The 25422-nt window shown below is 62.7% G+C and carries 33 protein-coding genes; 11 read left to right on the plus strand and 22 right to left on the minus strand.

What is annotated here, in order from left to right; genetic code table 11:
• Nucleotides 1–62 precede the first annotated feature (62 nt).
• The 12 genes from C8J25_RS16445 to C8J25_RS16500 form a co-directional block, all read right to left on the minus strand.
• Nucleotides 63–521 carry a phage virion morphogenesis protein gene (locus C8J25_RS16445; RefSeq protein WP_107955465.1) on the minus strand — a complete coding sequence of 153 codons (459 nt, stop codon included), beginning with the start codon at nt 519–521 and terminating at the stop codon, nt 63–65.
• Nucleotides 518–1000 carry a phage tail protein gene (locus tag C8J25_RS16450; RefSeq protein WP_107955466.1) on the minus strand — a complete coding sequence of 161 codons (483 nt, stop codon included), beginning with the start codon at nt 998–1000 and terminating at the stop codon, nt 518–520. Before C8J25_RS16450 ends, C8J25_RS16445 begins: the two co-directional genes overlap by 4 nt.
• Nucleotides 997–1335 carry a hypothetical protein gene (locus C8J25_RS16455; protein WP_244187164.1) on the minus strand — a complete coding sequence of 113 codons (339 nt, stop codon included), beginning with the start codon at nt 1333–1335 and terminating at the stop codon, nt 997–999. Before C8J25_RS16455 ends, C8J25_RS16450 begins: the two co-directional genes overlap by 4 nt.
• Nucleotides 1250–1714 (minus strand): hypothetical protein, encoded by a 465-nt coding sequence (locus C8J25_RS16460; protein ID WP_107955468.1) that lies wholly within the window; start codon nt 1712–1714, stop codon nt 1250–1252. The genes C8J25_RS16455 and C8J25_RS16460 overlap by 86 nt, the downstream gene beginning before the upstream one ends.
• On the minus strand, nt 1711–2232 hold the full coding sequence (locus C8J25_RS16465; RefSeq protein ID WP_107955469.1) for a lysozyme: 522 nt from the start codon (nt 2230–2232) through the stop codon (nt 1711–1713). The genes C8J25_RS16460 and C8J25_RS16465 overlap by 4 nt, the downstream gene beginning before the upstream one ends.
• A complete protein-coding gene (locus C8J25_RS16470) occupies nt 2232–2585 on the minus strand; it encodes a hypothetical protein (RefSeq protein ID WP_056063737.1) in 354 nt (117 codons plus the stop codon). The genes C8J25_RS16465 and C8J25_RS16470 overlap by 1 nt, the downstream gene beginning before the upstream one ends.
• A gap of 4 nt (nt 2586–2589) precedes the next feature.
• Nucleotides 2590–2817 carry a tail protein X gene (locus C8J25_RS16475; protein WP_107955470.1) on the minus strand — a complete coding sequence of 76 codons (228 nt, stop codon included), beginning with the start codon at nt 2815–2817 and terminating at the stop codon, nt 2590–2592.
• A complete protein-coding gene (locus tag C8J25_RS16480; RefSeq protein WP_107955471.1) occupies nt 2814–3305 on the minus strand; it encodes a head completion/stabilization protein in 492 nt (163 codons plus the stop codon). The genes C8J25_RS16475 and C8J25_RS16480 overlap by 4 nt, the downstream gene beginning before the upstream one ends.
• Entirely contained in the window at nt 3302–3523 is a 222-nt protein-coding gene (locus tag C8J25_RS16485) for a hypothetical protein (RefSeq protein WP_107955472.1), read from the minus strand. Before C8J25_RS16485 ends, C8J25_RS16480 begins: the two co-directional genes overlap by 4 nt.
• 111 nt (nt 3524–3634) lie before the next feature.
• A complete protein-coding gene (gene gpM / locus C8J25_RS16490) occupies nt 3635–4459 on the minus strand; it encodes a phage terminase small subunit (protein WP_244187165.1) in 825 nt (274 codons plus the stop codon).
• Nucleotides 4460–4495: 36 nt separating this feature from the next.
• Nucleotides 4496–5587 carry a phage major capsid protein, P2 family gene (locus tag C8J25_RS16495; RefSeq protein WP_107955474.1) on the minus strand — a complete coding sequence of 364 codons (1092 nt, stop codon included), beginning with the start codon at nt 5585–5587 and terminating at the stop codon, nt 4496–4498.
• A gap of 48 nt (nt 5588–5635) precedes the next feature.
• Nucleotides 5636–6469, minus strand: a complete 834-nt coding sequence (locus tag C8J25_RS16500; protein ID WP_107955475.1) for a GPO family capsid scaffolding protein — start codon at nt 6467–6469, stop codon at nt 5636–5638.
• Nucleotides 6470–6637: 168 nt separating this feature from the next.
• Here C8J25_RS16500 and C8J25_RS16505 point away from each other — a divergent pair, with 168 nt between their 5' ends.
• The 3 genes from C8J25_RS16505 to C8J25_RS16515 all read left to right on the plus strand — a co-directional run bounded on the left by C8J25_RS16505 (nt 6638) and on the right by C8J25_RS16515 (nt 10445).
• Complete coding sequence (locus tag C8J25_RS16505) at nt 6638–8440, plus strand: terminase large subunit domain-containing protein (protein ID WP_107955476.1); 1803 nt, start codon at nt 6638–6640, stop codon at nt 8438–8440.
• On the plus strand, nt 8440–9486 hold the full coding sequence (locus tag C8J25_RS16510; protein WP_244187166.1) for a phage portal protein: 1047 nt from the start codon (nt 8440–8442) through the stop codon (nt 9484–9486). The genes C8J25_RS16505 and C8J25_RS16510 overlap by 1 nt, the downstream gene beginning before the upstream one ends.
• A gap of 152 nt (nt 9487–9638) precedes the next feature.
• Nucleotides 9639–10445: a DNA adenine methylase gene (locus tag C8J25_RS16515; RefSeq protein WP_107955570.1), complete on the plus strand. Its 807-nt coding sequence runs from the start codon at nt 9639–9641 to the stop codon at nt 10443–10445.
• A 176-nt stretch (nt 10446–10621) separates the two neighbouring features.
• Here the strand turns inward: C8J25_RS16515 and C8J25_RS16520 are convergent, their stop codons facing one another.
• The 10 genes from C8J25_RS16520 to C8J25_RS16555 form a co-directional block, all read right to left on the minus strand.
• Nucleotides 10622–11452, minus strand: a complete 831-nt coding sequence (locus C8J25_RS16520) for a hypothetical protein (RefSeq protein ID WP_107955477.1) — start codon at nt 11450–11452, stop codon at nt 10622–10624.
• A 16-nt stretch (nt 11453–11468) separates the two neighbouring features.
• Nucleotides 11469–11729 carry a hypothetical protein gene (locus tag C8J25_RS16525; RefSeq protein ID WP_107955478.1) on the minus strand — a complete coding sequence of 87 codons (261 nt, stop codon included), beginning with the start codon at nt 11727–11729 and terminating at the stop codon, nt 11469–11471.
• A gap of 347 nt (nt 11730–12076) precedes the next feature.
• A complete protein-coding gene (locus C8J25_RS16530; protein WP_107955479.1) occupies nt 12077–12580 on the minus strand; it encodes a hypothetical protein in 504 nt (167 codons plus the stop codon).
• Nucleotides 12577–13404 (minus strand): hypothetical protein, encoded by an 828-nt coding sequence (locus C8J25_RS16535; protein ID WP_107955480.1) that lies wholly within the window; start codon nt 13402–13404, stop codon nt 12577–12579. The genes C8J25_RS16530 and C8J25_RS16535 overlap by 4 nt, the downstream gene beginning before the upstream one ends.
• Nucleotides 13405–13511: 107 nt before the next feature.
• Nucleotides 13512–13745: a YozE family protein gene (locus tag C8J25_RS16540; protein ID WP_107955481.1), complete on the minus strand. Its 234-nt coding sequence runs from the start codon at nt 13743–13745 to the stop codon at nt 13512–13514.
• Nucleotides 13746–14095: 350 nt separating this feature from the next.
• Entirely contained in the window at nt 14096–14287 is a 192-nt protein-coding gene (locus C8J25_RS20345) for a DUF6771 family protein (protein ID WP_146173365.1), read from the minus strand.
• Nucleotides 14287–14508, minus strand: a complete 222-nt coding sequence (locus tag C8J25_RS16545) for a hypothetical protein (RefSeq protein WP_107955482.1) — start codon at nt 14506–14508, stop codon at nt 14287–14289. The genes C8J25_RS20345 and C8J25_RS16545 overlap by 1 nt, the downstream gene beginning before the upstream one ends.
• Before the next feature lie 640 nt (nt 14509–15148).
• Nucleotides 15149–15661, minus strand: coding sequence for a hypothetical protein (locus C8J25_RS20350; protein WP_146173366.1), 513 nt, complete (start codon nt 15659–15661; stop codon nt 15149–15151).
• Nucleotides 15662–15994: 333 nt separating this feature from the next.
• The gene (locus C8J25_RS16550) at nt 15995–16738 is read right to left on the minus strand and encodes a hypothetical protein (protein ID WP_107955483.1); all 744 of its coding nucleotides are present in this window, start codon (nt 16736–16738) and stop codon (nt 15995–15997) included.
• A gap of 547 nt (nt 16739–17285) precedes the next feature.
• On the minus strand, nt 17286–18293 hold the full coding sequence (locus C8J25_RS16555) for a LacI family DNA-binding transcriptional regulator (RefSeq protein ID WP_107955484.1): 1008 nt from the start codon (nt 18291–18293) through the stop codon (nt 17286–17288).
• A 161-nt stretch (nt 18294–18454) separates the two neighbouring features.
• Here C8J25_RS16555 and C8J25_RS16560 point away from each other — a divergent pair, with 161 nt between their 5' ends.
• From C8J25_RS16560 to C8J25_RS16595, 8 genes are read left to right on the plus strand one after another with little or no spacing between them, the layout of a single operon-like run.
• Nucleotides 18455–19669: an MFS transporter gene (locus tag C8J25_RS16560; RefSeq protein WP_107955485.1), complete on the plus strand. Its 1215-nt coding sequence runs from the start codon at nt 18455–18457 to the stop codon at nt 19667–19669.
• Nucleotides 19666–20730, plus strand: a complete 1065-nt coding sequence (locus tag C8J25_RS16565) for a sugar phosphate isomerase/epimerase family protein (protein ID WP_107955486.1) — start codon at nt 19666–19668, stop codon at nt 20728–20730. The genes C8J25_RS16560 and C8J25_RS16565 overlap by 4 nt, the downstream gene beginning before the upstream one ends.
• Nucleotides 20727–21872, plus strand: a complete 1146-nt coding sequence (locus tag C8J25_RS16570; RefSeq protein WP_208622621.1) for a Gfo/Idh/MocA family protein — start codon at nt 20727–20729, stop codon at nt 21870–21872. The genes C8J25_RS16565 and C8J25_RS16570 overlap by 4 nt, the downstream gene beginning before the upstream one ends.
• A complete protein-coding gene (locus C8J25_RS16575; RefSeq protein WP_107955488.1) occupies nt 21869–22255 on the plus strand; it encodes a c-type cytochrome in 387 nt (128 codons plus the stop codon). Before C8J25_RS16570 ends, C8J25_RS16575 begins: the two co-directional genes overlap by 4 nt.
• A gap of 13 nt (nt 22256–22268) precedes the next feature.
• Nucleotides 22269–23180, plus strand: a complete 912-nt coding sequence (locus C8J25_RS16580; protein ID WP_107955489.1) for a hydroxypyruvate isomerase family protein — start codon at nt 22269–22271, stop codon at nt 23178–23180.
• Nucleotides 23177–24010, plus strand: coding sequence for a 3-keto-disaccharide hydrolase (locus tag C8J25_RS16585; RefSeq protein ID WP_107955490.1), 834 nt, complete (start codon nt 23177–23179; stop codon nt 24008–24010). Before C8J25_RS16580 ends, C8J25_RS16585 begins: the two co-directional genes overlap by 4 nt.
• Nucleotides 24007–24588: a gluconate 2-dehydrogenase subunit 3 family protein gene (locus C8J25_RS16590; RefSeq protein ID WP_107955491.1), complete on the plus strand. Its 582-nt coding sequence runs from the start codon at nt 24007–24009 to the stop codon at nt 24586–24588. The genes C8J25_RS16585 and C8J25_RS16590 overlap by 4 nt, the downstream gene beginning before the upstream one ends.
• Nucleotides 24585–25418, plus strand: coding sequence for a sugar phosphate isomerase/epimerase family protein (locus tag C8J25_RS16595; protein WP_107955492.1), 834 nt, complete (start codon nt 24585–24587; stop codon nt 25416–25418). The genes C8J25_RS16590 and C8J25_RS16595 overlap by 4 nt, the downstream gene beginning before the upstream one ends.
• Nucleotides 25419–25422 lie beyond the last annotated feature (4 nt).

Genomic DNA, 25422 nt, shown 5'->3' on the forward strand with positions numbered 1-25422 from the left:
AGAAACGCTTTCTACAAGAGAGATGACCTTTAGTCATGTACCGGCGCGGACCTCGAATTGGCCTAGCTGGGCGCGACCTGGGCAAGAATCAGATCGAGGATCCGTTGCTGTTCGGTTTCCGTCAGGCCGAGCAGCACGCGCCGGGCATAGCGTACCTTCGGTTGACCAGGTGCCGGGGCGTCCGACAGGCCGGCCTGGTGGATGCTCGCGATCCGCGATGCGCGACCGCCGAAGCCGACCCATACTTCGTCGCCGTTGCCGCCCGCCTTCAGGCTCTTAGCCATGCGCAATTTGCGGAACATCTTCTGCTGGCGAAGCTTGCCTTTCTTCCGGCCGCGATCGGGCTTGGGACGGCGTGGGGCGAACGCCGCGCCCTCGGGATCGCGCTGGGCAGCGATACGGTCCGACTGGCTCTTGCGGATCTCGCGGCCGATCGAGCGCATCAAGCGTGCGCGTTCAGGCGCGGCGGTACGCACCAGCAGATCGCGGACTAGCTGCTCGATCGGCGCGAAGTCGTTCATCGCGTCACAATCTCGACCATGCCGGCGCCGTCCTCGATCAGGCCGGCCCATAGGTTGGTGCCGGTCGGGACGCCCGCAAAGGCGTCGTTTATAATCGGTTCGGGTAGATGCGTGACCTTAAGGCCGTTCGGCTGTTGCTCGACGCGGACCAGTTCGGTCAGGTCGATCGAGATCGTGATGTCGCACGTCTCCGCGTCGAGCAGCTCCGATTCAAACGTGAACGGCTTGCGCTGACCCTTCTCGAATAGATCAGGCTGGTTGGCAGCGATCCATGCGAGGATCGGCACCAGGAGGTTGTCCACACTGCCCGAGTAGTCTTGCACCCATACCGAAGCGGTGTAAGAATACTCGAACGAGAGCGAGCCTGCGCGCACCGCCACACCGCCCTTGTCGACGAAAATCTCCATCTTCTCGGGGCTGTTCCCAATTTCGGGAACAGATGCGAGTAGATGTGCGCGCAGGCTATCGAGCTTTTTCACGGTGCCGTCTTCGCGGCCGGGCAGCTGCCGGGCACGTTCCAGTTCACCAGGCGGTCGGCGCGATCGGCGTTGCCGGCGAAGGCACGGGCGAGGCGAATAATGCCGGCACGGATCTTGGTCGGAATTTGCGCGATCAGCGACGGATCCTCCGGCAGGCCCTCGGGGCGCGTAGCGCACGTAAGAAGCTCTGCCGGGGGCGTGTCCTTCACCTTCACCACGATCGGCGCTGGGATGACCGCTGGCGGTGCGTCAGCGTGCCGGGCGCAGGCCGGCAACGCCGTTAACAGCGCGAAACCAATCGCTATCGACAAGATTCGTCCGTTCAGCTTGTGCATCTGCCATCTCCATTCGTTGTGCGGCCGAGCTTGCTGCCTCGGCAGCAGCGCGCGCGGCGCGGGTGTCGTCGTTCTGTCGGGCGTCGTGATCGGCCATCGCCTGCGCGAGCGTGGCGGCGGTGAGCTGGTCGCTGTCGCTTTTGAATTTCACCAAGCCGGCGACCGTTTGTGCGCACCGGACACCGCGTGCGGTGTTACCCATTGCGGCGAAGTCCGCGCCCGATCCGGCGCAGATCAACTCGGCGCGGTGCCGCAGGTCGTCGCGATCGGCGCTGACCTGGCGGTACTGGACGTACAGCCAGGCACCGACCGCAGCGACGGCGAGCAGGACGAGGAAGAAGGCCTCGGCCTTTACCTTGGCGAACAGGGTGCGGATCATCGGGGCAGCTCCTTCAGGCAGAGGTCGCGCTCGGCGCGGCGACGGCGGTCGAGGCCGCGGACGACCTGGCCACCCGCCTTGTTCCACATCAGGAAAGCATCGCAGGCACCACGCCAGTTGCTGGCGTTGAAGCGCCGCGCGACGGTTGATCCACAATATCCGCCGGTGCCGATGTTATAGGCGAGGCTGATTGCGGCCGAGAGCTGGTTGGGATGCGAGCGCAGGTTTGGCGTGCAGGCCAAGACCGGTTCGGCGTGGCGAATGAGAGCCGCTTCCTCGCGCAGCTCACATCCTGCAACCGTCTCGACCATGCCGGGCTTCACGCCCAGCGTCTCGCCGCCGCAGATCGTCCACACCTTGACGATGTCCTGGTATGCAACGAGCCGCGGCGTGCCGCCCGACTCCCATCCGGACACGAACGGGGTCACGATCAGCGCTGCGGCCGCGCCGATTACGCCGATCAGCGTCTTGGGGGGGAGCTTCTTCGCGGGAGTAGGGGGCGGTCCGTAACCGGGCATTACTTGGGGTCCTTTCGCGGGATGAGCGCGAGCAGCCGCTCGCTAAGCTTGCCGGGCAGTTCGGCGAGGACGGCGCTGCAGCCGGCAATGAAACCGGGGGCGCCCTTGAAGGCGACCATGGCGACGAGAAAGCCGATCGCCTGCGACACGAACGGGTGCATGCCGAACATCGCGTTGGCGGCGTTCGTGACGAAATAGCTGACGACGATGCCGACCCAGACCTGCGCGATCCGCTGGCCCCAAGTGAGGCCGGTTTCGACAAGTAGGCTGACGACAGACCCGAGGCCGGCGGGGACCAGGCTGATGACGAACGCCAGCAGCCAGGTCCCGAAGTCGTGAAGTAGATCCTTCATACGGTCAGTCCCACAGGTTGAGGACATCGGTGCGAACGGCGGTAGCCGGCGCGGCGATGGCGGGGAGGTTGATTGGCTGACCCTTCGGCAGGATCGAGCCGAGGCCGGCGACGCCGGGGTTGGCTGCAAGCACGGCGGGCAGATCGGCCGGGCCGAGGTTGCGTTCGCGCCAGATCAGCGCGTCGAGCGTGTCGCGGTCGCGCGCACGAACGATGTCGAGCGACGAGGTCATATCAACTCGACCGTGGTGCGTGTGACGCCCAGCATATCTCGGATCGCGTGGATTGAATCGCGGCGCAGCTCGGTGATGCTCGGTTCGAGATCCTCGGCCTTGCGCTGCCCGGCGCTGGTCAGGTCCACGTCGCGATAGCGCTCGACGACTTCCGCCTTCGCGGCCGTGAAGACGGCGCGCTGGTAGAGCAGGACAAGCGTGTTGATGCCGTCGATCGTCGAGATAGACCCATCCGATCGCCGCACGTCGTCAAGCTTCCGGGTGCCCCCTGCGCGGTGGCTCAATGCCCAGGCGGCGAGATCGCGATAGACCGCCAGCATTGCCGCGATCAGCGCCTCGCGGGCGCGATCTGGCGTCACCGCGTCGCGGATCCGATGCTGCTTGCGAAATACCGCAGGATCGATCTCGGGAAAGAACCCGTCGTTGACGATCAGCGCCGGTGCGGGCGTATCCTCGTCTGGCAGGACGGTTGCGATCAGGCCGGTCACAGCGACACGCTGGCGACGACGTCGAGCGCCTTACCCCCCAACAACACACCAAGCGTAATCGCGCACCAGGCGTAGCGGCGGGGCGAAAGCTCGATCGGTCGGTCGCTCTTCCGTGCGATGATCATGACAAAGCCGCCAAGCAGCGTGATCGCGACGGCAGCGACCAACGCGACGACGCCCACGAAGGCGATCAGGGTGCTGACAAGGAAGTCGGCCATCGAACGGTCCTAGAAATTCACGGGGGTGGGGATCAGGTCGATCGACGGCCCTGCGGCCCGGAGGCCTCCCGTCTCGCGTGATCCGTCCCCGAGCGCCGGGGGCGAGCTTGGTCAGCCGGCGGTGTCGCCGGCCTGTGTTTCGGTGCTGGCGTCGGCGTTCTTGATGGCTGCGGCCTTCGCTTTTTCGAGGCCACGCAGCATCGTCTTCACGCCGACACGTTCGTTCTTTTCCTGTGCGCGGGTCAGCACGGCCACGGCGCGCTCGATCGTCGGCACGATCGCGTCGCCGGTCGCCTCGCCGGCTGCACGCACCAGCTCGGCACCGATCGCCTTGAACAGCTTGGCCTTTGGTTCGTCGTGCATGTCGATGCCGTCCGTCAGCAACTCGACGGCCTCCAGCACGTACAACGGAAAGGCTTCGCTCCGGGCTTGCGCTCGCAACGCTGCGTCCGCGATCTCTTCCAGGACCAGTGTCGCGGCATCGCGTACGAAGTGCTTAGGCATGGGGATGGAAAAGCGGAGGACGAAACTCGCCAGCATCAGGCCGCGCGTCCAGTCGCCAACGTCCAGGCACCAAACCATGATGCTCGGCAGGACATCGTCAGCGCCGGTGGGGTCGAGTTGCCGGCCTTCGACACGACGGCCGGCGTCCAGCAGCCCGTCACACCAGGCCTGATATTCCGGAAGCATCTGGCGCTTGGCGGCGACCTTCAGCTCTTTGGATTTGATCTGCTTGAGGCGCTGGCGATCATGGCGGAAGCGCAGGGCAACGGTCGCGGCATTGCGGGCGGCCGGCGTGTTGCCGGTGGGAATGGGGAGTTGGTCCGCCGCGGCCGATGGTACGACCGCGGCGATACGGGTGTGCCCGCCCCCGGATGCAGGAGCAGACGCCGCTTTCATGGCTAGGATTTGTTCCTGGCGTCGAGCGAAGCTCATGGCGTGTCCTGTGGGGGCGGGAACGGGGGGAAAGGGTTAGCCGCCAGCCGGCGCAGGCGCGGCCGGGGCTTTGCCCATGACGATGTTCTCGATCAGCACCGCCTTGCCCATGTCCTCGACGACATAGGCGTGGTTGACGCTCTCGTAGTTCTCGATCTGGTCGCGCTTGGCGTTGTCCTCGATCTTGCGACGCTCGGTGCCGATCTGTTCATAGACCGACAGGTTGGCGAGCGTGGTGATGAGGATGGCGTTCTTGGGGAACTTCGGCACGCGGACCGCGGTCAAACCGCCGATCTTCTTGTCGGAAAGCAGAACGTCACGCGCGAGCTGCTCGGTCGCCTTGTCGCCGGATGCGTTGACGATCGAGAAATACTTGTCGTTGACGAGCGTGCGACCGACGATGACGACCAGGTCGGTATCCTCGCGGTAGTTCTCGTCGAGCAATTCGATGCCTGCGAACACTAGCGCGTCGATATTGACGTAATCGACCTCGGAGCCAACCTCGCCAGCGCCGACATAGATCGCGCCTGCCGCGGTCACCACGCCGTCATCGTTACGCACCTCCGCCTTCAGCTCGCCGCCTGCGGCGTGGCGTTCCGGGGCGTCTTCGCGGATGTGCTGGAGCCAGCCCTTGTTGACGTCCTGGAGCAGCGGATACTTGGTGGCATCGGTGGTCTTGGCGACGAATACGCCGTTGAAACCGATCGTGATGATGTCCACGGCCTTGGCGCTGATGATCGCGTCGCGCAGCAGGGTCTGGAAATTTGGCTGATGTGCCCAGGCGTCGAGGGTCTCGTACCGCACCAGCGTGTCGAAGTCGGTCTTCTCGCAGCGGTAGCGCGTCTCGTCGAGATCGCCGGGGTAGCGCGGCTCGCGATCCTTGGTCCGGGTATCCGTGCGGCTGGCGATCGTGCCCTTCACGCCGACGCCGACCTTGTCGCCTTCCTGCGCGACCACGGGGATAATGTTGATCTTCGAGAGGAAGTCGCTGGACGTTTTCAGCTTGGCGCGCAGCGTCTGCGCCACCGACGGCAGCACCTCGAACTGGCGGCTGGGATCAGCGACGTTGTTCAGCTTGCCGATCTGCTGAGTGTAGGCGTTGTACTTGTTACGGGTTGCGTTGAGCATCGGGGCGGTTCCTGTGAAGGCTTGGCGGTCGGGGCGGGTGGCTGACGATCAGCAGTCGGTAACGGCGTCGTCACCGCCGCCCGACGCTGGCGAGCGCGAGAAGCCCGGCTGTTCGGTGTTCGCGAGCTGGGTCTTGAGCGTGGCGAACTCGCGCTGGTTGGCGGTCTGCGTTTCGATGACCGGCTTCAGCGCGGCCGTCACGACGCCGGTAATCACGGTCTTGATGTCGGCGGTGAACGCTGCCGGATCGAAATCGAAGTTGTCGTTTGCCGACTTGGGCTTCGGCTCTTCCTTGGGCTTGTCGGGCTCGTTCGGCTTGAACTTGGCGCTGAGCGCGGAGAACAACCGATCGACGATGCTATCGACCTTCTCATCCTCGGCCTTCTTGGCTTCGAATTCGATCGTGACCGCGTCCGCGGCCGATGCGAATACCGTGCCGGGTGCGCGGTGCGAGAACTGCAAACGCTGGGTACCGATCGATGCGGGGGTGTCGGTGAACGCCAGGCCGATGATGCCGAACTTGCCGGTGCCGGCATAATTGGGGGTGAGTTCGACCGAAGGGTATGGCTTCTGGTCGGCCCTCGCGAGAGCGACGAGCTGGTCGTTGCCTTCGACGGTCGTGTAGAGCGCGCGGCGCTTTTCCGTCTTGCCGGCGATGACGATGTCGTCGGTCTTCGCTTCGAGCGCGACTACGTCGCCATAGCCGTTGAACGGGGGCTCGGGGCTGTATCCGGAGACATGCTCGATGTTGATCCGCGGGCTGTAGGTGGCCGGCGCGAACGTCGCGACACACTCGTCGATCATTTCGGCGGTGACCTTGCGGCCATCGCTGATGGTTTCACCTTCTACGAAGGAGCGGAACGGCTTGCTCTTGGTGCCCATGGCGGCTGGTCCTCGGTTCGGTCGGTTGCGGCGCGCCAAGCGCCCGTTAGCGAGGTCGAACAGGGACCGAATACGGTGCCTTCCTCAAGCGCACGCTCTTGTAGAATGACTTTCTACAAGAGCCGTGGGGGGCGGGACGCGTATCGGCGTGGCTAGGCTGGCGGTGCCATGTCGATCCTTGCCGACCCACTCACTCTGCCCGTCGAAGAACGGATCCGCGCGGCGCGCAGCCTGTACTGGCGCGGGTGGAGCTTGGCTCAGATCAGCTCCGAACTGGACGTAAAATACGACACGGTGAAGAGCTGGGCGCGCCGGCACAACTGGGACGATGCGCCGTCGATCCGCAAGCTGGAGGACTGCCTTGAGACGCGCCTGATGGTGCTCATCTGCAAGGATAAGAAGACCGGCGACAATTATACCGAGTTGGACGCGCTACGCCGCCAGGTCGAGAGCCTGGCCAAGGTCCGCCGCTATGAAGCACCTGGCGGTCATTCCGGCGATCTGAACGACCGGGTCGCTAACCGCAACGCGGGCGAAAAGAAGAAAGCGAAGAAGAACCACTTCACCGCCGACCAGGCGGCCGAGTTGAAGGCGATCTTTCTCGACCAGTTGTACGGGTATCAAGAGGCGTGGTTCGAGGCGCTGTCGTTCCGAACGCGCATGATCCTGAAGTCGCGACAGATCGGCGCGACCTACTATTTCGCGTTCGAGGCGCTGATCGACGCGATCGAGACGGGCCGCAATCAAATATTCCTGTCGGCGTCGAAGGCGCAGGCGCACCAGTTCCGCAGTTACATCGTCAGCTTTGCCAAGCTGGTCGGCGTCAGCCTTGCCGGCGATCCGATGAACATCACGTCGGACCTACGCCCGGCGGAAGAGGCTGCGGCCGAGCTACACTTCCTCGGTACGAACTTCCGTACCGCGCAGGGCCGTCACGGCAACTTCTACTTCGACGAATTCTTTTGGGTCCATAGCTTTGAAGAGTTGAACAAAGTCGCGTCGGGTATGGCGACGCACAAGAAGTGGCGTAAAACCTACTTCTCGACGCCGTCGACGATCGCGCATGCAGCCTATCCGTACTGGACGGGTGAGCGGCGCAACCGGCGACGTGCCAAAGCCGAGCGCGTCGAGATCGATGTCAGCCACGCCGCGCTGAAGGACGGCGCGCAGGGGCCGGATCGCATCTGGCGGCATATCGTCACGATCACCGATGCAGAGGCGGCGGGTTGCGACCTGTTCGACATCGACGAGCTGCGCGACGAATATGCGCCAGACGAGTTTGCCAACCTCTTCGACTGCGACTTCGTCGACGACAGCCTGTCCGCGTTCCGGTTTAACGACCTGATCAAATGCGGCTGCGACTCCATGGAGAACTGGACCGACTTCAATCCGGAGGCCGCACGCCCGTACGGCGAGCGCCCCGTGTGGGCCGGCTATGATCCGCAGAACAGTGAGAACGGCGATAATGCGTCGCTGTCGATCATGGCACCGCCGCTAGTCCAGGGCGGCGCTTTCCGGCTGCTCGAACGCCACCCGCTGCGCGGTCTCGACTTCGAACAGCAGGCCACCTTCGTGAAGGGTATGCTGTCGCGCTACAACTGCACGTTCCTCGGCATCGACGCGTCGGGCGTCGGCGCCGGCGTCTACCAGCTGCTCGCCAAACCCGATGCCGGGATCAAGGGCGTCACCAAGATCGAATATTCGCTCGAGGTGAAGGCGATGATGATCATGAAGGCGCAGAATGTGATCTCGCGCGGGCGCATGACGTTCGATGCGAGCTGGCTCGATGTCGTTTCGTCCTTCGTCTCAATTAAGAAAACGCTAACCACCAGCGGCCGGAACGTCACGTTCAAGGCCGGCCGGGGCGGCGACGACGGCCACGCGGATCTTGCCTGGTCGATCATGCACGTCCTCAACAACGAACCGCTCGACGGCCGCGAAGCGCCCAAGTCGACTATGGAGATCCTATAATGGGCAAGGCACGCCGCATGGGCCGTCACGAGGCCGGCCGAGCCGGCGCGAACGTCACGACGCCGGAGAAGTCGACGTCGGTAGCGGCGTTTTCGTTTGGGGATCCCGAGCCGGTCAATAGCCGGCGCGAGATCCTCGACATGCTGGAATGCCCGCATAATGGGCGGTGGTTCGAACCGCCGATCAGCGTCGATGGCCTGGCCCGATCGTTTCGCGCGAGTCCGCACCATAGCTCGGCCATTCTGCTGAAGCGCAATTTGCTGGTGCGGTCGTTCATGCCGACGCCGTGGCTGTCGCGCGGCGCGTTCGAAAAGCTAGTGTTCGATTATCTGGTGTTCGGCTTCGGCTTCGTCGAGCAGCGCCGGAGCGTCCTTGGCGGACTGATGCGCCTCGATCACTCCCTGGCGAAATTCACCCGCCGCGGGATCGAAGAGGGCCGGTATTTCTTCGTGGAAAACCTAGCTACCGAGTTCGAGTTTCGACCTGGCAGCGTCATCCAGATCATGCAGCCCGACATCAACCAGGAGATTTACGGCGTGCCGGAGTATATCTCTGCGCTACAGTCCGCGTTGCTCAATGAAGCGGCAACCCTGTTTCGCCGCAAATACTATCTGAACGGTAGCCATGCCGGCTTCATCCTGCACGCGACGGGCGAATTCTCGGATGGCGACGTAAACGCGATCCGCGACGCGCTGAAGCGGTCGAAGGGGCCGGGGAATTTCCGCAACCTCTTCGTCCACCAGCCTGGCGGCAAGGATGGCGGGATCAAGATCCTGCCGATCGCCCAGGTCGGCGCGAACGACGAGTTCATGGGGATCAAGAACGCGACACGCGACGACGTACTGGCAGCGCACCGTACGCCGCCCGTTCTGCTGGGCATCGTGCCGGCGCAGGGTTCTACGCTCGGCAAGCCCAGCGAAGCGGTTGATATGTTTTTCGAGCTGGAGATCGAACCGATCCAGGCGCGCCTGTTGGACATCAATGCGGCAGTCGGCGTCGAAGCGGTCGCGTTCGCGCCGCGGAAGGCACCGGCACCAGCCTGCTAAGCTTTCACGTCCGGCACAGCCGGGCGGGGGATGTCGGGGTGGAGCCCGGCAAACCGACGAGGATCACGCTCGCCACGACCATCGGCCAACCGGCCGTCCCGCACCCGCGCGATCTGCGTGGGCGGGATCTCTACAAGGCGAGGAAATCCTACATGTACACCCTTAATTCCGTCCGACCCGTATCTCCGGCAGCTGGCTACATTGGCGGCAAGCGCAATCTGGCATCGCGTCTGGTCGCGATGATCGAGCGCATCGACCATGACGGCTATGCCGAGCCTTTCGTTGGAATGGGCGGCGTCTTCCTTCGCCGCCGATCGCGGCCGAAGGTCGAGGTCATCAACGACGTGTCGGGCGACGTCGCGACGTTCTTCCGCGTGCTGCAACGGCACTACCCTTACATGATCGACATGCTGCGGTTCCGCATCGCCAGCCGGGCAGAGTTCGAACGGCTGAAGGCGCAGCGCCCCGAGACGTTGACCGATCTCGAACGCGCAGCGCGGTTCCTGTACCTGCAAAAGCTGGCGTTCGGCGGGAAGGTTGCGGGACGTGGGTTCGGCGTCGACAAGAGCCAGGGTGCCCGGTTCAACGTCACAAAGCTGGAGCCGCTGCTGGCTGACATTCACGAGCGCCTTGCCGGCGTGACGATCGAGCAGCTGGGCTATGGTGAGTTCATCCGGCGGTACGATCGCGCCGGCATGCTGTTCTATCTCGATCCGCCCTATTGGGGTTGCGAAAAGGACTATGGCCAGGACGTGTTCGGCCGCGCGGACTTCGACCAGCTCGCGGCGCAGCTCGCTGGCATCAAGGGCAAGTTCCTGCTGTCAATCAACGATACGCTTGGCGTGCGCGCGACGTTCGCCGCGTTCCATATGATCGAGGCTGATACGACGTACACGGTCGGCGCTGGGGCGGCCTCGAAGGCAGCCGAGCTTATTATCTCGAACTTCGACCCACGATGACGGCCGGGGCGGCGTCGCGCCGCCCCGTATGCGAGCGGAGGCGCTGGACTGTGTTGTCTGCGCCTATGCCGCCCGCACACTAGTAACGGCTAACCTCGACAGGAGGGAGGAAGAACTGGCAAGCGTCGCGGCGGTAGCGCCCGCCGTGAAGCCGATTATTCGATCGACGTGGATTGCTAGGCGAGCGTCTTAATTACCTTGTCTGCGCCATCTAGCAGGTCCGTCACCTGCTCAACAGTCGGCTCCTTAGCCTTGTTATGGTCGCATAGATTCCGGTAGTCGCCCAGCAGCGTAATCTGCCGCCATTGGGGCACATCTATAACGCTAGCATTCTTCAAGGCATCATTGAGGTCTGCAATGCCGGGATTTTTCTTGGCGACTTTGACGGTGTGATTGTCGCAAACCTGCCGAAGGTGCTTTTCGAGGACAACTCCAGCAATTGCTCCAGCGCCACGCAAAAACTTGTTCTTGAGCAACTCACGCGCGGCTTCGATTTCAGAATCAAATAGATCAGCTTGGACCAGTTGACGAATCTCAAAGAGAGAACTCGTAAACCGCGCCTTCGCGGACGCTAAGATAGCACGTTGCTGCTGAAATTGCGGAATACCGGCGCTCTGATCTACAACCACTTCAGATCCGCCGCCGCGTGTTATGCGAAGCCCCTGCAGATAATCCTGCATTTTATAGTTCTCAAATGAAATATCTTTTCGAGTTCGAGGCTTCTGATAATGGCTGACGAAATCGTCTAGTCGATCTGGAATTAACTGTCTCACCACCACGAGTGACTCGGAATACCAAGACTGATAGCCGGTGTTAAACTCCGGTAGTTCCTTGACATATTTATCAATGGATTCGTCTGCGTTTTCTTCTTTTTGAAACGCTGGGCGAACCCGCTCGCGAAACTTTTCCTTACCCAAATAAGTGAGGATCATCGACTCTTCGAGTTGGAAAGCCCGCAAGATTAGGCCCTCCAAATCGTCAGAGAACTTGCTGATGTTGAGTGCCACTGCGGAGCCTCCAGACTTAGCGGATAGCCGAGATGGCACGCTCTATATGAAGAAGGAAAGGATTTCCTCGCTCAGCCTCCATTGCCATATCGAAGAACGTCAAGCGTTCGGTCGCCGTGCGATCGCCGGAGCGCGCTACGACCTCAAACCCGTTGTCGAATAGCTGGATAGCTAGTTCATAGCCGCCCGGTGCGGCGCGCTGCGCAACCTCGATTGCTTCGCGAAACCAGCCAATCGGTACGGACTGCGCGTCCGGCCCCGAATAGTCATTATCCATAAAATCGCCTCCCGAGCCAATTATGGCGAGAGAGGCGCCGCTAGGTAAGCGGAAAAGTGCCGGACGGGCAGGGGAGTGAATCCGCCCGCCCGGCTACCCGCCCTGCGAGGCGACTGGCTTGCGGGCAGCTGGGGATCACTCCCGACCCGAAGAGCGAACACCGCGTGACGGTGTTTGGTGAACCGCGAGGGCCGTGAAGGGATAGCTTTGCCGAGGCGAAGTGGGGCGCGATCCAGCAGCACCTAGCGAGCTGGGACGGCGAGGCGCGCGAGTATTTCCTCGCCGTGCCGGTCGCGATTGAGAAACGGCCGCGTCCTGCCGGCGACGGGTAGCCGGCCGGCGCGGTATCAGGAATAATCGTCTGGTTTGTCGCTGGCACCTTGAGGCTCGTTAGCCACAAGTAAGAATATGGAACGGTAGATGTCGTGCATAACGAGCCCGTTCAGGATCAGAACGACCAGACATACCCCCGTGGTGGTTGACTGAACCAATTCGTCCTTAGGATACTCACCGTTCACTATGAGTGACAGGAGCGAAACCGCGAACGCCCAAAAGATTGTCCAGGCGTTCGTGTTTAACTGTGCCCTCGCACGCCCAGCGGCCCCCGCCGCTTCGGCGCGGTCCGGGGCAAGAGCTACCATGCGCGTTATCGACAAATGGATATTCGCGACAGATGCGAACGTGATCGTCAGCATCACAATGAGGACAGACACCATATCCGGCCCCATGAAAGCCTGTAGAAACCGGTTCTTCGCGAAAACGGCAGGCCTACTGATGCTCAGCGCACCGACGATTGCGATCGATGCGAAGAGGATACCAATACGCCAAATATTTGCGCGGTTGCCCTTCATTTCTTAAAAAGCCAGTCCCTAACTCTTTGAATTAACGGCGCGTTGTCCGGAGTCGGCATTTCATCCGCCGGCACCTCCCGTGTAACACGGGCGTGAGCGGATGAGTAGAGCACTCGCCCTCCTCGGTCCCTCACATCCGCATCGCCTCCGCCAGCCATAGCGATGCGAGCGCTTGCGTTCATATGCTCGGTGTTCGGTTTCATCTTTCCAGGTTCGGCTTTGTACACGTGCTGTTGAATATCAGGATTGGCCTCCTGTTTTACTGCCTTAATCAAATTATAGATTTCATCATCGGCGCTAAGAGCGTTGGGCGGGATGAACGTAAAGGTAATCTTCGCAATTTCAGATACCTTCTCGTCGATGACCGTCCAGTATTCGCGCTCATCATGGAGATACTCCACATAAACCTGCCAGTCAGATACATCTGTCTTATCAGACAGATACGAAAAGTACGACTCCAGCAACGATCGTGTGGACCCAACCTTATGGTTGTACTGCGCCCAAACTAACTGATCCTTGGCAAGAGAGATGAAAACAAACGCGCCTTCGTAATTTTCTGCATTATACGGGCGAAGAGCATGATCGTGCAGAGAGACAGGCTTGCCCCGCTTGAAGATCCCGGCGACGTAATCGCCATCGATTTCGATTGGAGAAAAGTCGAACGCCTTCCCAGTTTTACTGTGCAGAAACGAGTGACTTTTAGAGAATGCCGCTTCTAGAAACGCACGGCGTGATCTGTAGCTTTCCTCATGCTTAATAGCTTCCAGCAGCGGCCCGACCTCATCACGTGCAAGTGAAACCCGTAACTGTTCGAAAAATGGCATATGATCCCCCTCTGGGGAGGCTATGCGGGCCGCACGTCATCGTCAAAGCCCCTCCGCGATTCAGTCGAGATTGGATCAACCTAGCCAGATCGCGATAACGGCGTTGCTTACCCCATCCACTTTGTTTCGGCATCCTCCAGCGCTTCCCAGTCATCGCCACTGGCGCGGTTCGCCTGCAGCCACTTCCGTGCCGCGTCGACGTCACCGGATCTCGGGAACGCGCGGTCGATCGCCGCGGCGTTGGCGAGTTGCCCGACGAAGCCACCGGCATCGCGCTGGGTTAGCAGCCAGGCGCCAAACGACACGGCCGGTGCGTCATCTTGTTCGTGGTCATCAATCATCGGTATCCTCCATCGATCTCGTAGCGTGTTCCGACCTGGCGCATGTCGTCGGTCTAACCTCGTAACCTTCGCTCGAACTGCTTCCAGTGCCGTTCGTCCCGACCGTATAGTGGGAAGGATGGCGGCAGCGGCGTAGGCACGATCCTGTTCGGCCGGCCGCCGCATCTCGAACAGCGTAGGTATCGCGGCAGGTTCTCGACCGCACTGTTCACCCGCTTGAGGAAACACCAGCGGGCGAGAACGTCTCGATGTACGACGCCTTTGCGTCCGCAATGACCACAGACAGCGCCGACATTCGCTTCATGTTTGGCAAAGTCGCCCAGCGTCCTGAAACGCGCGTTGCCCACAGATCACCAAGGCAAGGGAATCTGTGTCGCTTCGGCGCTCATCGGCTGAAATAGACCGCTATAAACATGCTGCGCGACTTCGAGTTGAGCAGCCGCCCGCAGGCTTTCCCCTGGCGCGGCAAGACCGATCAGCGCCCAGGCCGGGGCGTCCTCGATTAACGAGGCGATCCGTTCTGCCGTGATCATGCCAGCCATCAGAGGTAGTCGGTTGAGTAGGTTGCGTACGGTGACAGGCCACGACGGGCGAACTCCGCCTCGATCGGCGCGAGTAGCGTCTCCGGCCCATCCTCCATCGCTTGGAAGTAGATCGTCTGCATCTCGCATGGGCGGATGTCGGGCAGGATCTCAGCGATCAGGTTGTGCGTCTGGCTGAAGGGCTGTGCGCCGTGGCGCATCGACTCGGGTGCGTGTTCCATGCCGATGCTATAGCGGAACAGATAGGGAACGCCAAGCGTGGGGCCGGGTTGGCCGGCGCAACAAAATTACGCAAAAGAAAATTACAAAATCGACGAGGCCGGCCCGCCACCCCCTGAACCTGCGACCCCGAGAAACACGCTTTTCCCCCCGCCTCGCCCGCGGTCTTTCTGTGTCGAAAAAGGTGCACTGGAACACCTGAGGGCAATCGGCCGGTTTACGAGGGAGGGCGGCCATACTTGCTGGCGTTTTCCTCGGTGCGTTTCGGTGCAGCAAGGGCGACGAACGGGGAGCTCTATGGTGGAGCTAAACGTAGCTGGGTCGCTCGCTTACCTAGCAGGGGTGGGGGGGGCGCGCCCGGGCCTCGCGCAGGCAAAAAAAAAGCCCCGCTCTAGGCGGGGCTCCTCTTAGCCGCAGCAGGCGACCAGTGAGTCTGTTCTCATATAATGAGAATGCGTAGCTTGCCCGGGGGCAGGCTGACATACAGCTTCACGTACCGTTGCATCAGACAGCCACGCCGCCATGCGAGCGCGGTGACGCTGCTCCGCATTTCGCATAAGCTCGATCTGTTGATCCCGGTTAAGGGGAGCGTTCATAATAGCCTCCATTCCTATTCGAATGTCGTTGCACCAACAACAATCGTCAAGCGCTTACCGTTCCATCGCCTTTGCGTTCCATCATCCAGACGTATCGACCATGATACGAGTCGGAAAGCCAGACGGTGTACCCTTTTTCGTGAAAAACGGTGCATATCTGGTTAAATTTGAGAAGCGCTTTTTCAGGCAGATTCGGTGAGTGCGTGGTCATTGATACGATGCCTGGTTGTGCCGCGTCAACTAATCGGCCGACCACCATGCATATTAAGTTGAGTATGTGACCGCGATGTTCACTGTCGGGGATTAAAGGCTCCGTCTCCAACCCGTCCCAGCAATCTCGCATATGTGCTTCATCGTGGCTCGCCTCGATGATCGAAAACACGCACTCGTATCCGGGAACATCTGCATATCCGATCAGTGGAGAAAGTGCTGCAAACACCGAATATACCGCGCCGGTATCATCGTCGAACCCGACTGGAACACGTGCTAGGAATTCTTCATTCCCGCGTAGAATGACGATCGGAACAGGCCCGCCTGGAGAAACCGTACAAATGAACATGCCGTGTATCTACGGGGGGCTTGGCGAAGCGCAATACTTTTAATGTCCTAACCACCGGGTGGATTCGTGGTGTTGTTTCTACTTCGTTTCGATCGCTAAAATTGGAAAAGGGACGGGCCAAACTAAGTCGCAGATCGCTCGACCTGTCCGGTAGGCAAACCACTCATTTTGGTTGGCACCGAATTTGCGCATCCCCCCCGGATGCACGGGACGGCGCAAGCCGGCACGCTCACCAGCGGTCGCTGGATGCTGAACCCGTTGGGTTCGGGGCCTCGTGGGCTTGGTGGAGCTTCAAACTGCGCACGCCATAGGCGTTCCTTTTATATTTAGATCTTACAGGGCCTCTGTGTGACCGCTCGGCGGATTTGCACTATCAACAGAAGCGCGGACGCGGGCGAGGATAGCGCGCAGCTCCGGGCTCTGGACCTCGGCGATCACGTCGTCGACCGTTGCGGTGTCGAGCTTCTTCTGTCGTGCGCGCTTTTCGGCAACAGCGCGGACGAACTCGCTCGGCTTGCGGAGCATGCGCCGGACGCACTCGCGCACCGTTGCCGGCTGCAGCAGGATGAAGGCGTTGGAGATTTGCTCGCTCTGTTGTTCGTCAGGCAGCGCGTCCTCGATCGGTACGCAGCGGCGGATCCAGTCGAGGAAGCCACACGCCTTCAGCCGGGCGACGGCTTCCACCACCGCGCTACGGGACTTGTGTATCTTATCGGCGATCCACTTATAGGTTGGGTCAAGCCGGCCGTCTTTGCGGCCGCGCAGGCGAAGCAGGCAGCGCAGCACGTCGAGGCCAATCCCCCCGAGGGCACCGTTGCGCTTACCCGGCAGCTTAGTTTCATGCTCGAACGCTTCGGCCGCGCGCATGCGCGCGTTGTGTTCGGTCTTCGGAAACATGTTGTGCGTGCGCCAGAGCGAAACTTCGGCACCGCCGGCGTTCTTACTGTGACGGCGAACATGCGAGTTTGAACGTGCGCGGTCGCGGACGCCCGTTGTGATCTCGCTAAACGAGCGGGCGATATTGCTCGCGCCGGAGGACGTGCGGTTGAACGTGGCGGCGGGCAGTGAATTCGACATCGTGTCGGCTCCCGAAGGAAGTCGATGGCAGGCAATCGGCCGGCGCTGGGGCCGGGATTGCGGGGCTCGATGTCGATGGTCTCGCGTCCGGTGCGTTTCCGGTGCAGTCCGTTTTAGATAACGGATTTCTGCGGGCTAGAAGGTGCGGAGCTCTAGAGTTTCCCAAGCAAGAACGTTAGAAGTCCGGGCTAACGGCTTCGTTCGTAATGCGGGGGTCACAGGTTCGAGTCCTGTAAGCGGCACCACCATATAGAAATCGTCGGTATCTTCGAAACTGGTTCGAACTGCCATTTACCGATAGCGGACAATGGCAGCCGGACTGTAGCGGCTAGGTTCAGCTTTGCGGTATCAAAGCATGCTGCCTAATGCTTTTCGGAATTTTGGAGTGCTTCGTGGGTTAGGGTCGCTTAGGACAGGTCTCTTACCGCGGGTGGACGATCTCGTCGATTATCGCGCCCGATGTTCGGCGCCAACTCGATCCTCTGCAAGAGACAAGTGTAGAGCCAGGCCCTTCGCCGAACATGCCAACCGTTGAGTTCGATGCTGGTTAAAGGCCCGAAGCAGGGGGCGCGGTGCTGCTGCGTATCACGAGTTCGTGGCGGAGCGTGACTTGCTGCGAAGGGCTTTCGACGCCGCGGAGGATGTCGACCAGAAGCTCGACGGTCCGGCGACCTATCATGCCCTTGGGCTGGGCGATCGTCGTAAGCGGCGGCTGGAAATAGCGGGCGAGGGGGAGATCGTCGAAGCCGATGACCGAGACGTCCCTCGGGCATTTGAGCCCTGCGTCGCCGATCGCGCTGAGCGCGCCCATCGCCATCTCGTCGCTGAAGCAGAAGATCGCAGTGACGTCCTGCGCGAGCAGGTCGCGGGTCTGGTCGACAGCCGAGCCGGCGGAATAATCGCCGACCCGGATGTGGAGGCTGTCGCGCAGGCCGGCGCGGGTCGCGGCGTCGATCGCGCCGGCGAGGCGGTCGCGGCTGATCGGGCTGATCTCCGGGCCGGTGATCACGCCGATCCTGCGGTGGCCGAGGTCGATCAGGTGCTGGATCGCATCGGCGCTCGCCGCGGCGTTGTCGATATGGACGCTGGGGACGCCGAGGTCGGGGCTGTATTCGCAACCGTTGACGATCGGTGCCGCAGTTCCTTTGCGCGCCAGCAGCGGCGCGAGGCTGGCGGGCAGGCGGTGGCCGAGGAAGATCAGCCCGTCGACCTCTCGGCGCGAGAGCATGTCTGCATATTGATCCTCGACCTCCGGGTCGTGCCGCGTGTCGCCGACCATGACCGAATAGCCGGCGTCACGTGCGGCTTCTTCTGCGCCGCGGATGACGCTCGCGAAGAATGCGTTGGAGATGTCGGGGACGGTCAGCAGGATCTTGGCGGCGCGCAACGTCCGCAAGCTGCGTGCGGCGACGTTGGGCGTGTAGCCGGACTCGCGAACGACCTCCAGGACGCGTCGCCGCGTTTCCTCGGACACCTGTTCGGGGCGGCTGAGAACGCGCGAAACCGTGGCGGTCGAGACGCCTGCGAGAGCGGCCACTTCGATGATCGTCGGCATAAGGCCGTCATGTATCCGGTCGTGGACAGTGTCGATCTATATCCGATGTAATCCTTTACATTCGATTGGAGGCTCCGTAGTTTCATGTCCGACAAGCAGTAAAACTGCGATCGGAGAGGTGGCGAATGGCCGTTGCGGACACTGCACAATATTCAACAGGCATGGCCCAGTCGGGCGGTCTGCTGACAGGCCGCCTGAGCGCAATGATGTTCATGCAGTTCTTCGTATGGGGCGCCTGGACCGTAACTCTCGGCCTCGTCATGCAGACCGTCGGAATCGGGAATCTCATCGGCAACGCATTCTCCGTTGGGCCGATCGCGTCGATCGTCGGGTCGTTCCTGCTCGGCATGGCGGCGGCACGGTACGTCAGCCCGCGGATGTTGATGGTGATCCTACACCTTGTCGGCGGCGTATTGTTGTTCCTGCTGCCGTCGCTGATCACACCCGAGAATGGCCGGACCTTCGTCTGGCTGCTGCTTTGCTACATGATCCTCTACATGCCGACCGTCGGCCTCGCGAACACGATCGCGCTGAAGAGCTTTGGCGAGCGGACCGACAAGTTCCCGTTCGTCCGCGCGTTCGGCACGCTCGGCTGGATCACCGCGGGGCTGATCATCGGCTGGGCGGGCCTGTCGGCGAGCCCGGAGATCTTCCGCGTCGCAGGCGTGGTGTCGATCGTTTTCGGCCTTTACAGCTTCACGCTGCCGAACGTGACCGCGGATGCGCCGCGCGACGAGAGCGTTCTCCGCCAGGTGTTCTGCGTCGAGGCGTTCGGGTTGCTCCGCCAGCGCTCGTTCCTGATCTTCATGACCTGCGCGACGCTGATCTCGATCCCGCTCGCGATGTATTACGCCTATGCCTCGCCCTATGTCGGCGCGACCGGCATCAGCAACGTCGGCGGCACGCTCGCGATCGGGCAGATGTCCGAACTCGTCTTCATGTTCTCGATGCCGTGGCTGTACCGCCGGTTCGGGGTGAAGCCGCTGCTGCTGGTCGGCATGGCCGCATGGGCGCTGCGCTATGCGCTGTTCGCGATCGGCGATGGCGGATCGTCACTGTGGGCGGTGTATCTCGGCGTCGCGCTGCACGGCGTGTGCTATGATTTCTTCTTCGTCGCGGGCGCGATCTACACCGGCACGATCGCCACGCCGAAGGGGGTTAACGCGCAGGCGCAGGGCATGCTGACGCTGTTTACCTACGGCGTCGGGATGCTGCTCGGATCGCAGATCGGTGCCCTGTTGTATGCGCAATTGCCCGCCTCGCCGACCATCGCCGACTGGCAGCATATGTGGTGGTATCCCGCAATCGCCGCGGCGGTGATCGCGCTGCTGTTCCAGTTCACGTTCCGCGACGACACCAGGAAGATCGCAGCATGACCGGCATGAAGGGCCCTGGAATATTCCTCGCCCAGTTCCTTGGAGATGAGGCCCCGTTCGATACGCTCGACGGTCTGGCGGAATGGGCAGCCGGGCTCGGTTATGTTGGGGTCCAGATCCCGTGCAACGCGCAGTTGATTGACCTCAAGCTCGCGGCGGAGAGCAATACCTATTGCGACGATCTTCGCGGCGGCCTCGCCAAGCACGGCATCGAAGTAACCGAACTGTCGACGCATCTGCAAGGCCAACTCGTCGCGGTCCATCCGGCGTACGACACGCTGTTCGACGGCTTCGCGCCGCCCCAAGTCCACGGCAAGCCTGCCGAGCGCCAGCTTTGGGCGGTCGAGCAGGTGAAAATGGCGGCAAGGGCGAGTGCCAACCTAGGCCTGTCCGCGCATGCGACCTTCTCCGGCGCGCTGGCATGGCCGTACGTGTATCCGTGGCCGCAACGCCCCGCCGGGCTGATCGAGGAAGCGTTTGCCGAACTCGCGCGGCGCTGGACTCCGATCCTCGACGTGTTCGAAGAGGTGGGCGTCGATTGCGCGTTCGAGGTCCATCCGGGCGAAGACGTCCATGACGGCGCGACCTGGGAGCGGTTCCTGGCGGCCGTCGACAACCACCCCCGTGCGCGCCTCTTGTTCGATCCGTCGCACTTCGTGTTGCAGCAGCTCGACTATCTCGACTTCATCGATCGGTATCACGACCGGATTTCGTGCTTCCACGTCAAGGATGCCGAGTTCAATCCGAACGGGCGGACCGGTGTGTATGGCGGCTACGAGAACTGGGTCGACCGCGCCGGCCGTTTCCGCTCGCTCGGCGACGGGCAGGTCGATTTCTCGTCCATCTTCAGCAAGATGGCACAATATGGCTATGACGGCTGGGCAGTGCTCGAATGGGAGTGCGCGCTGAAACGGTCCGATGACGGCGCCCGCGAAGGCGCGCCGTTCATCCGCGACCATATCATCCGCAAGACCGAGCGCCCATTCGACGACTTCGCCGCCAGCGGCATCGATCGTGCTGCGATCCGCAAGCTGCTCGGACTGTCGGAGGAGCAGGCATGAGCCGTCTCCGTCTCGGTATGGCCGGCGGCGGGGAGGGGGCCTTTATAGGCGCTGTCCACCGGATGGCGGCTGCGCTCGACGGCGATTGGGATCTGATCGCGGGCGCATTCAGCACCGATGGCGGGCGCAACACGCGCACCGGCGAGTTGCTCGGACTGGATGCGCAGCGTGTCTATCCATCGCTCGAAGCGTTGATCGCGCACGAACGCACATTGCCCGCGGATGAGCGGATCGAAGCGCTCGCGATCGTCACGCCGAACCACCTTCACGCGCCAATGGCGATCGCGGCACTGGACGCAGGCTTCCACGTCTTCTGCGAAAAGCCGATGGCGATGAGCGTCGTCGAGGCCGAGGCGATCGCCGCCGCCGCCAAGGCCAGCGGCCGCCACTTCGCGCTCGCGTTCACCTATAGCGGCTATCCGCTGATCGAAGAGGCGCGCGCGCGGGTCGATCGCGGCGATTTCGGCGCGATCCGTCTGGTCCAGGTCGAATATCTGCAAGGCTGGCTCAGCCAATCGATCGACACCGACGGCAACAAGCAGGCCGAATGGCGAACCGATCCCGCCCGCGCGGGGCTCGGCGGCTGCCTCGGAGACATCGGCACGCACGCGTTCCAGCTTGCCGAGCATGTCTCCGGCCTGTCGGTGGAGTCGGTCTCGGCGGACCTCACCACGCATGTCGAGGGCCGGCGGCTCGACGACGACGTCAGTGCATTGCTCCGTTTCGAGGGCGGCGCGCGCGGCGTGCTCAAGGCGAGTCAGGTCGCGGCGGGAGAGGAGAACGGGTTGCGGCTGCGCATCCACGGCGAACGCGGCGGGCTCGACTGGTCGCAGATGGAGCCCAACACGCTGACGCTGCGCTGGCTCGATCGCTTGACCGAGATCGTCCGAACCGGCGGCCCGGGCATGCTCGACGCGACCACCACACTGGTGCGTACACCGGCGGGTCATCCAGAGGGGTATATCGAGGCGTTCGCCAACCTCTACCGCGCATTCGCCTCAGCGATCCGCGGCGATGGCAACGACCGTTGGTTTCCGGGCGTGGTCGATGGCCTGCGCACCATGCGCTTCATCGAAGCGGTGATCGCTAACGCCGCATCGGACCAGAAATGGACTTCAGTAAATCCGGGAGAGAATGAATGAAGTTGATCATGGCCTTGGTCGCGGGAAGCATCGCGGCGGTTGCGGCGGTCACGATATCCGTGCCGACCATCGCACAATCGACAGCAGCCTCGCCCCCGGCGTTCGCCGCCTGCCGCGCGTGCCATACCGTCGTGAAGGGTGGCCGTAACGGCATCGGTCCGAACCTGTACGGCGTGGTCGGCCGTGCCGCCGCCGCGACGCCCGGCTTCAACTATTCGGCTGCGATGAAGGCGTCGAAACTGCGCTGGGACGAGCAGACGCTGAACGAGTATCTCGCGGCCCCCCAGAAGAAGGTGCCGGGCACGCGGATGCCGATCGCGACGCCCGATGCCGCCAAACGTGCTGCGATCATCGCGTACCTCAAGGCGGAGGGTGCGAAGTGATCGCGCCGCGCGCATGACGCTCTCGCGCCGTACCCTGCTCGCCGCCGGTGCAGCGGCATCGCTGGTCCCCGCCGGGATCGCCGCCCAGCGCCGCGGCAGCAATGCCGCACGGTTCTCGCTCGGCTACGCGCCGCACGAGGGCAGCTTCGCCAGTCGCGGCGGACGGATCGAGCAGATCGCCTACGCCGCCGACCAGGGCTTCACCGCCTGGGAGGACAACGAAGCGGCGACGCGGTCGGTGGCCGAACAGGAGCAGATGGCCAAGGCGCTGGCGCAGCGCGGCATGACGATGGGCGTGTTCGTCGCCAGCATGCCCAAATGGTCGCAGTCGCGGCCGCTCCTTGGTGCCAATGACGGCGCCGAGCGCGAGGCGTTCCTCGCCGATATCCGCGCCTCGCTCGACGTCGCCAAGCGGCTGAACGCGAAGCGGATGACCGTCGTCACCGGTTTCATGGACCCGAAGGTGCCGGTCGATATCCAGACGGCGCGCGTGATCGACGTGATGCGCCGAGCGGGTGATATCGTCGCGCCGTCGGGCACGGCGATGGTCATGGAGCCGCTCAACACGCGGACCAATCATCCCGGCGTCTACATGCAGACGATTTCGCAGGGCTATGCGGTCGCGCGCGGCGCCAACAGCCCGGCGGTGAAGATCCTCGCCGACCTGTATCACGAGCAGATCCAGTCGGGGAATCTGATCCCGACGCTCGACACGTGCTGGAACGAGATCGGCTATATCCAGCTCGGCGACAATCCGGGCCGCAACGAGCCGTCGACCGGCGAGATCAACTTCGCCTCGGTCGTGAAATGGCTGAAGGCGCAACGCTACACCGGCGTGATCGGCATGGAACACGGCAATTCGATCGCAGGCCGCGCAGGCGAGGATCGCCTGATCGCCGCCTACCGCGAGATCGACGCAGCATGAGGGGGATCGGGATGAAGACGGTGTTGATGGCGAGCGTCATCGTGGCGCTGGCGGGGCCAGTTGCGGCACAGGACAAGCCCGGCTTCAAGGACACGCCGATGCTGCCCGGCGGCCAGTGGCACGTCCATGATGCCGACCGCCCCGCGCCGGCCGTAGTCGCGCCGGCCGCCACCCCCGGCGGTCCGCCCGCCGACGCGGTCGTGCTGTTCGACGGGCGTTCGCTCGACGCATGGAAGCCCGATCGCATCGCGTGGCCGATCGCCAACGGTGCGCTCACGATCCCCTCGCGCGCGAAGAGCGGCGGCGAGAATAACCTCGTCTCGAAACAGAGCTTCGGCGACGTGCAGATGCATCTCGAATTCCGCTCGCCCAACCCACCGACCAAGACGTCGCAGGATCGCGGCAACAGCGGGATCTGGTTCATGCAGCGCTATGAACTGCAGATCCTCGATGGATCGCAGAACCCGACCTATGCCGATGGCACGGTCGGCGCGGTCTATGGCTGGAAGCCGCCACTGGCGAACGCCGCGCGCCGACCAGGCGAATGGCAAACCTACGACATCGTGTTCGAGCGCCCCCGCTTCGCTGCCGACGGCAGCCTGCTCCGCCCGGCCTACGTCACCGCGTTGTTGAACGGCGTGCTGGTGCAGAATCATCAGGTGATGCTCGGCACCACGATCTGGCGCAAGGTGGCCAGTTACACCGCGCACGCTGATGCCGCACCGATCCAGCTCCAGGATCACGACTCGCCGGTGTCGTTCCGCAACATCTGGGTCCGTCCGTTGACCGAAGCGGCGATTGCGCAGGACCTGAAGAAGGACGGTAAATGATCGACCGCAGAATAGCACTCGCCGGTGTCGTCGCCATGTTCGGCTCGGCTTTGTATGCGCCGATTGCACGCGCAGCCGGGGTCGCGGCAACGCCGGGCGCGGCGGCGGGCATCCCCGTCATCAGCGAAGGTCCGCCAAGTGTCGCGGTCTTCACGGCCCCCCAGCGCGCGCTGATGACCGCGCTCAGCGAACGCGTCCTGCCGACCACCGATACGCCAGGCGCGATTGCGGCCGGCGTCCCCGCGTTTATCGAGAAACTGCTCGCCGACTGGGCCGCACCCGCCGATCGCGTCCCGATCCTCGCTGGCCTCGACGCGATCGAGGCGCGTAGCTTGGCGGACTACAAGGTCCCCGGCGCAAATGCGACCGCGGCACAGCACGACGCGCTGCTCACGCTGGCGATGAACGACCAGATCCCGTCGGGCAGCGTCTTCTTCGAGGCGTTCCGGCAGCTCGTCGTCACCGGCTATTACACGTCGGAAATCGGCATGACTCAGGAGCGCGAATATTTGCCGGTGCCGGGCGAGTATAACGGCCAGTTCCCCTATTCTCAGGTCAACAAGGTGTATTCCGCATGATCCTCAGCCGTAGAACCCTGCTCGCCGGCTCCGGCGCGGTCGCAGCGCTCGCGTTCGTCCCGACCGCCTCCGCGGCACAGTTGAAGGCGATCGGCCTGCAACTCTACACGATCCGCGACATCTTCTCGAAGGACCCGGTCGGTACGCTCGGTCAGGTCGCGAAGATCGGCTACCGCGAAGTCGAGTTCGGCGGTGGCGGCTATGAAGGCATGGACCACGCGATGCTGCGCCGGACGATGGACAAGCTCGGCCTGACCGCGCCGTCCGTTCATATCGGCTACGACGCGCTGCTCCAGCGGTTCGACCAGTCGGTGACGATGGCCAAGACGCTCGGCGCGACCACCGTGGTGCTGCCGTACATGACCGACGAGCATCGCAACGAGGCGGGCTGGACTGCGGCACTGCCGAACTTCAACCGGTTCGCTACCGACTTGAAAAAGGCCGGGCTCGGCTTCGCGTATCACAATCACGACTTCGAGTTCACCACCAAGCCGGGTGGCGTCAGCCTGTACGAGCGGCTGCTGAAGGAGACCGACCCCGCGCTCGTGAAGCTCGAGCTCGATCTCTACTGGGCGCTGCATGCGGGCGAGAACCTGACGACGCTGATCGAACGCCTGTCGCAGCGGATCTACGCCTACCATGTCAAGGACATGCGCCCCGATCGCAGCATGGCGGCGGTCGGCGCGGGCACGGTCGATTTCGCCGCACTGTTCAAGCTGAAGGGCAGCGCCGGCGTGCGGCATTTCTACGTCGAGAACGACCAGGCCCCCGCGCCGTACCTGCCCGACATCACCACGAGTTTCCGGACGTTGCGCGCGCTTCGTTTCTGAGCGG

The organism is Sphingomonas faeni, from assembly GCF_003053745.1.
Lineage (GTDB): Bacteria > Pseudomonadota > Alphaproteobacteria > Sphingomonadales > Sphingomonadaceae > Sphingomonas > Sphingomonas faeni.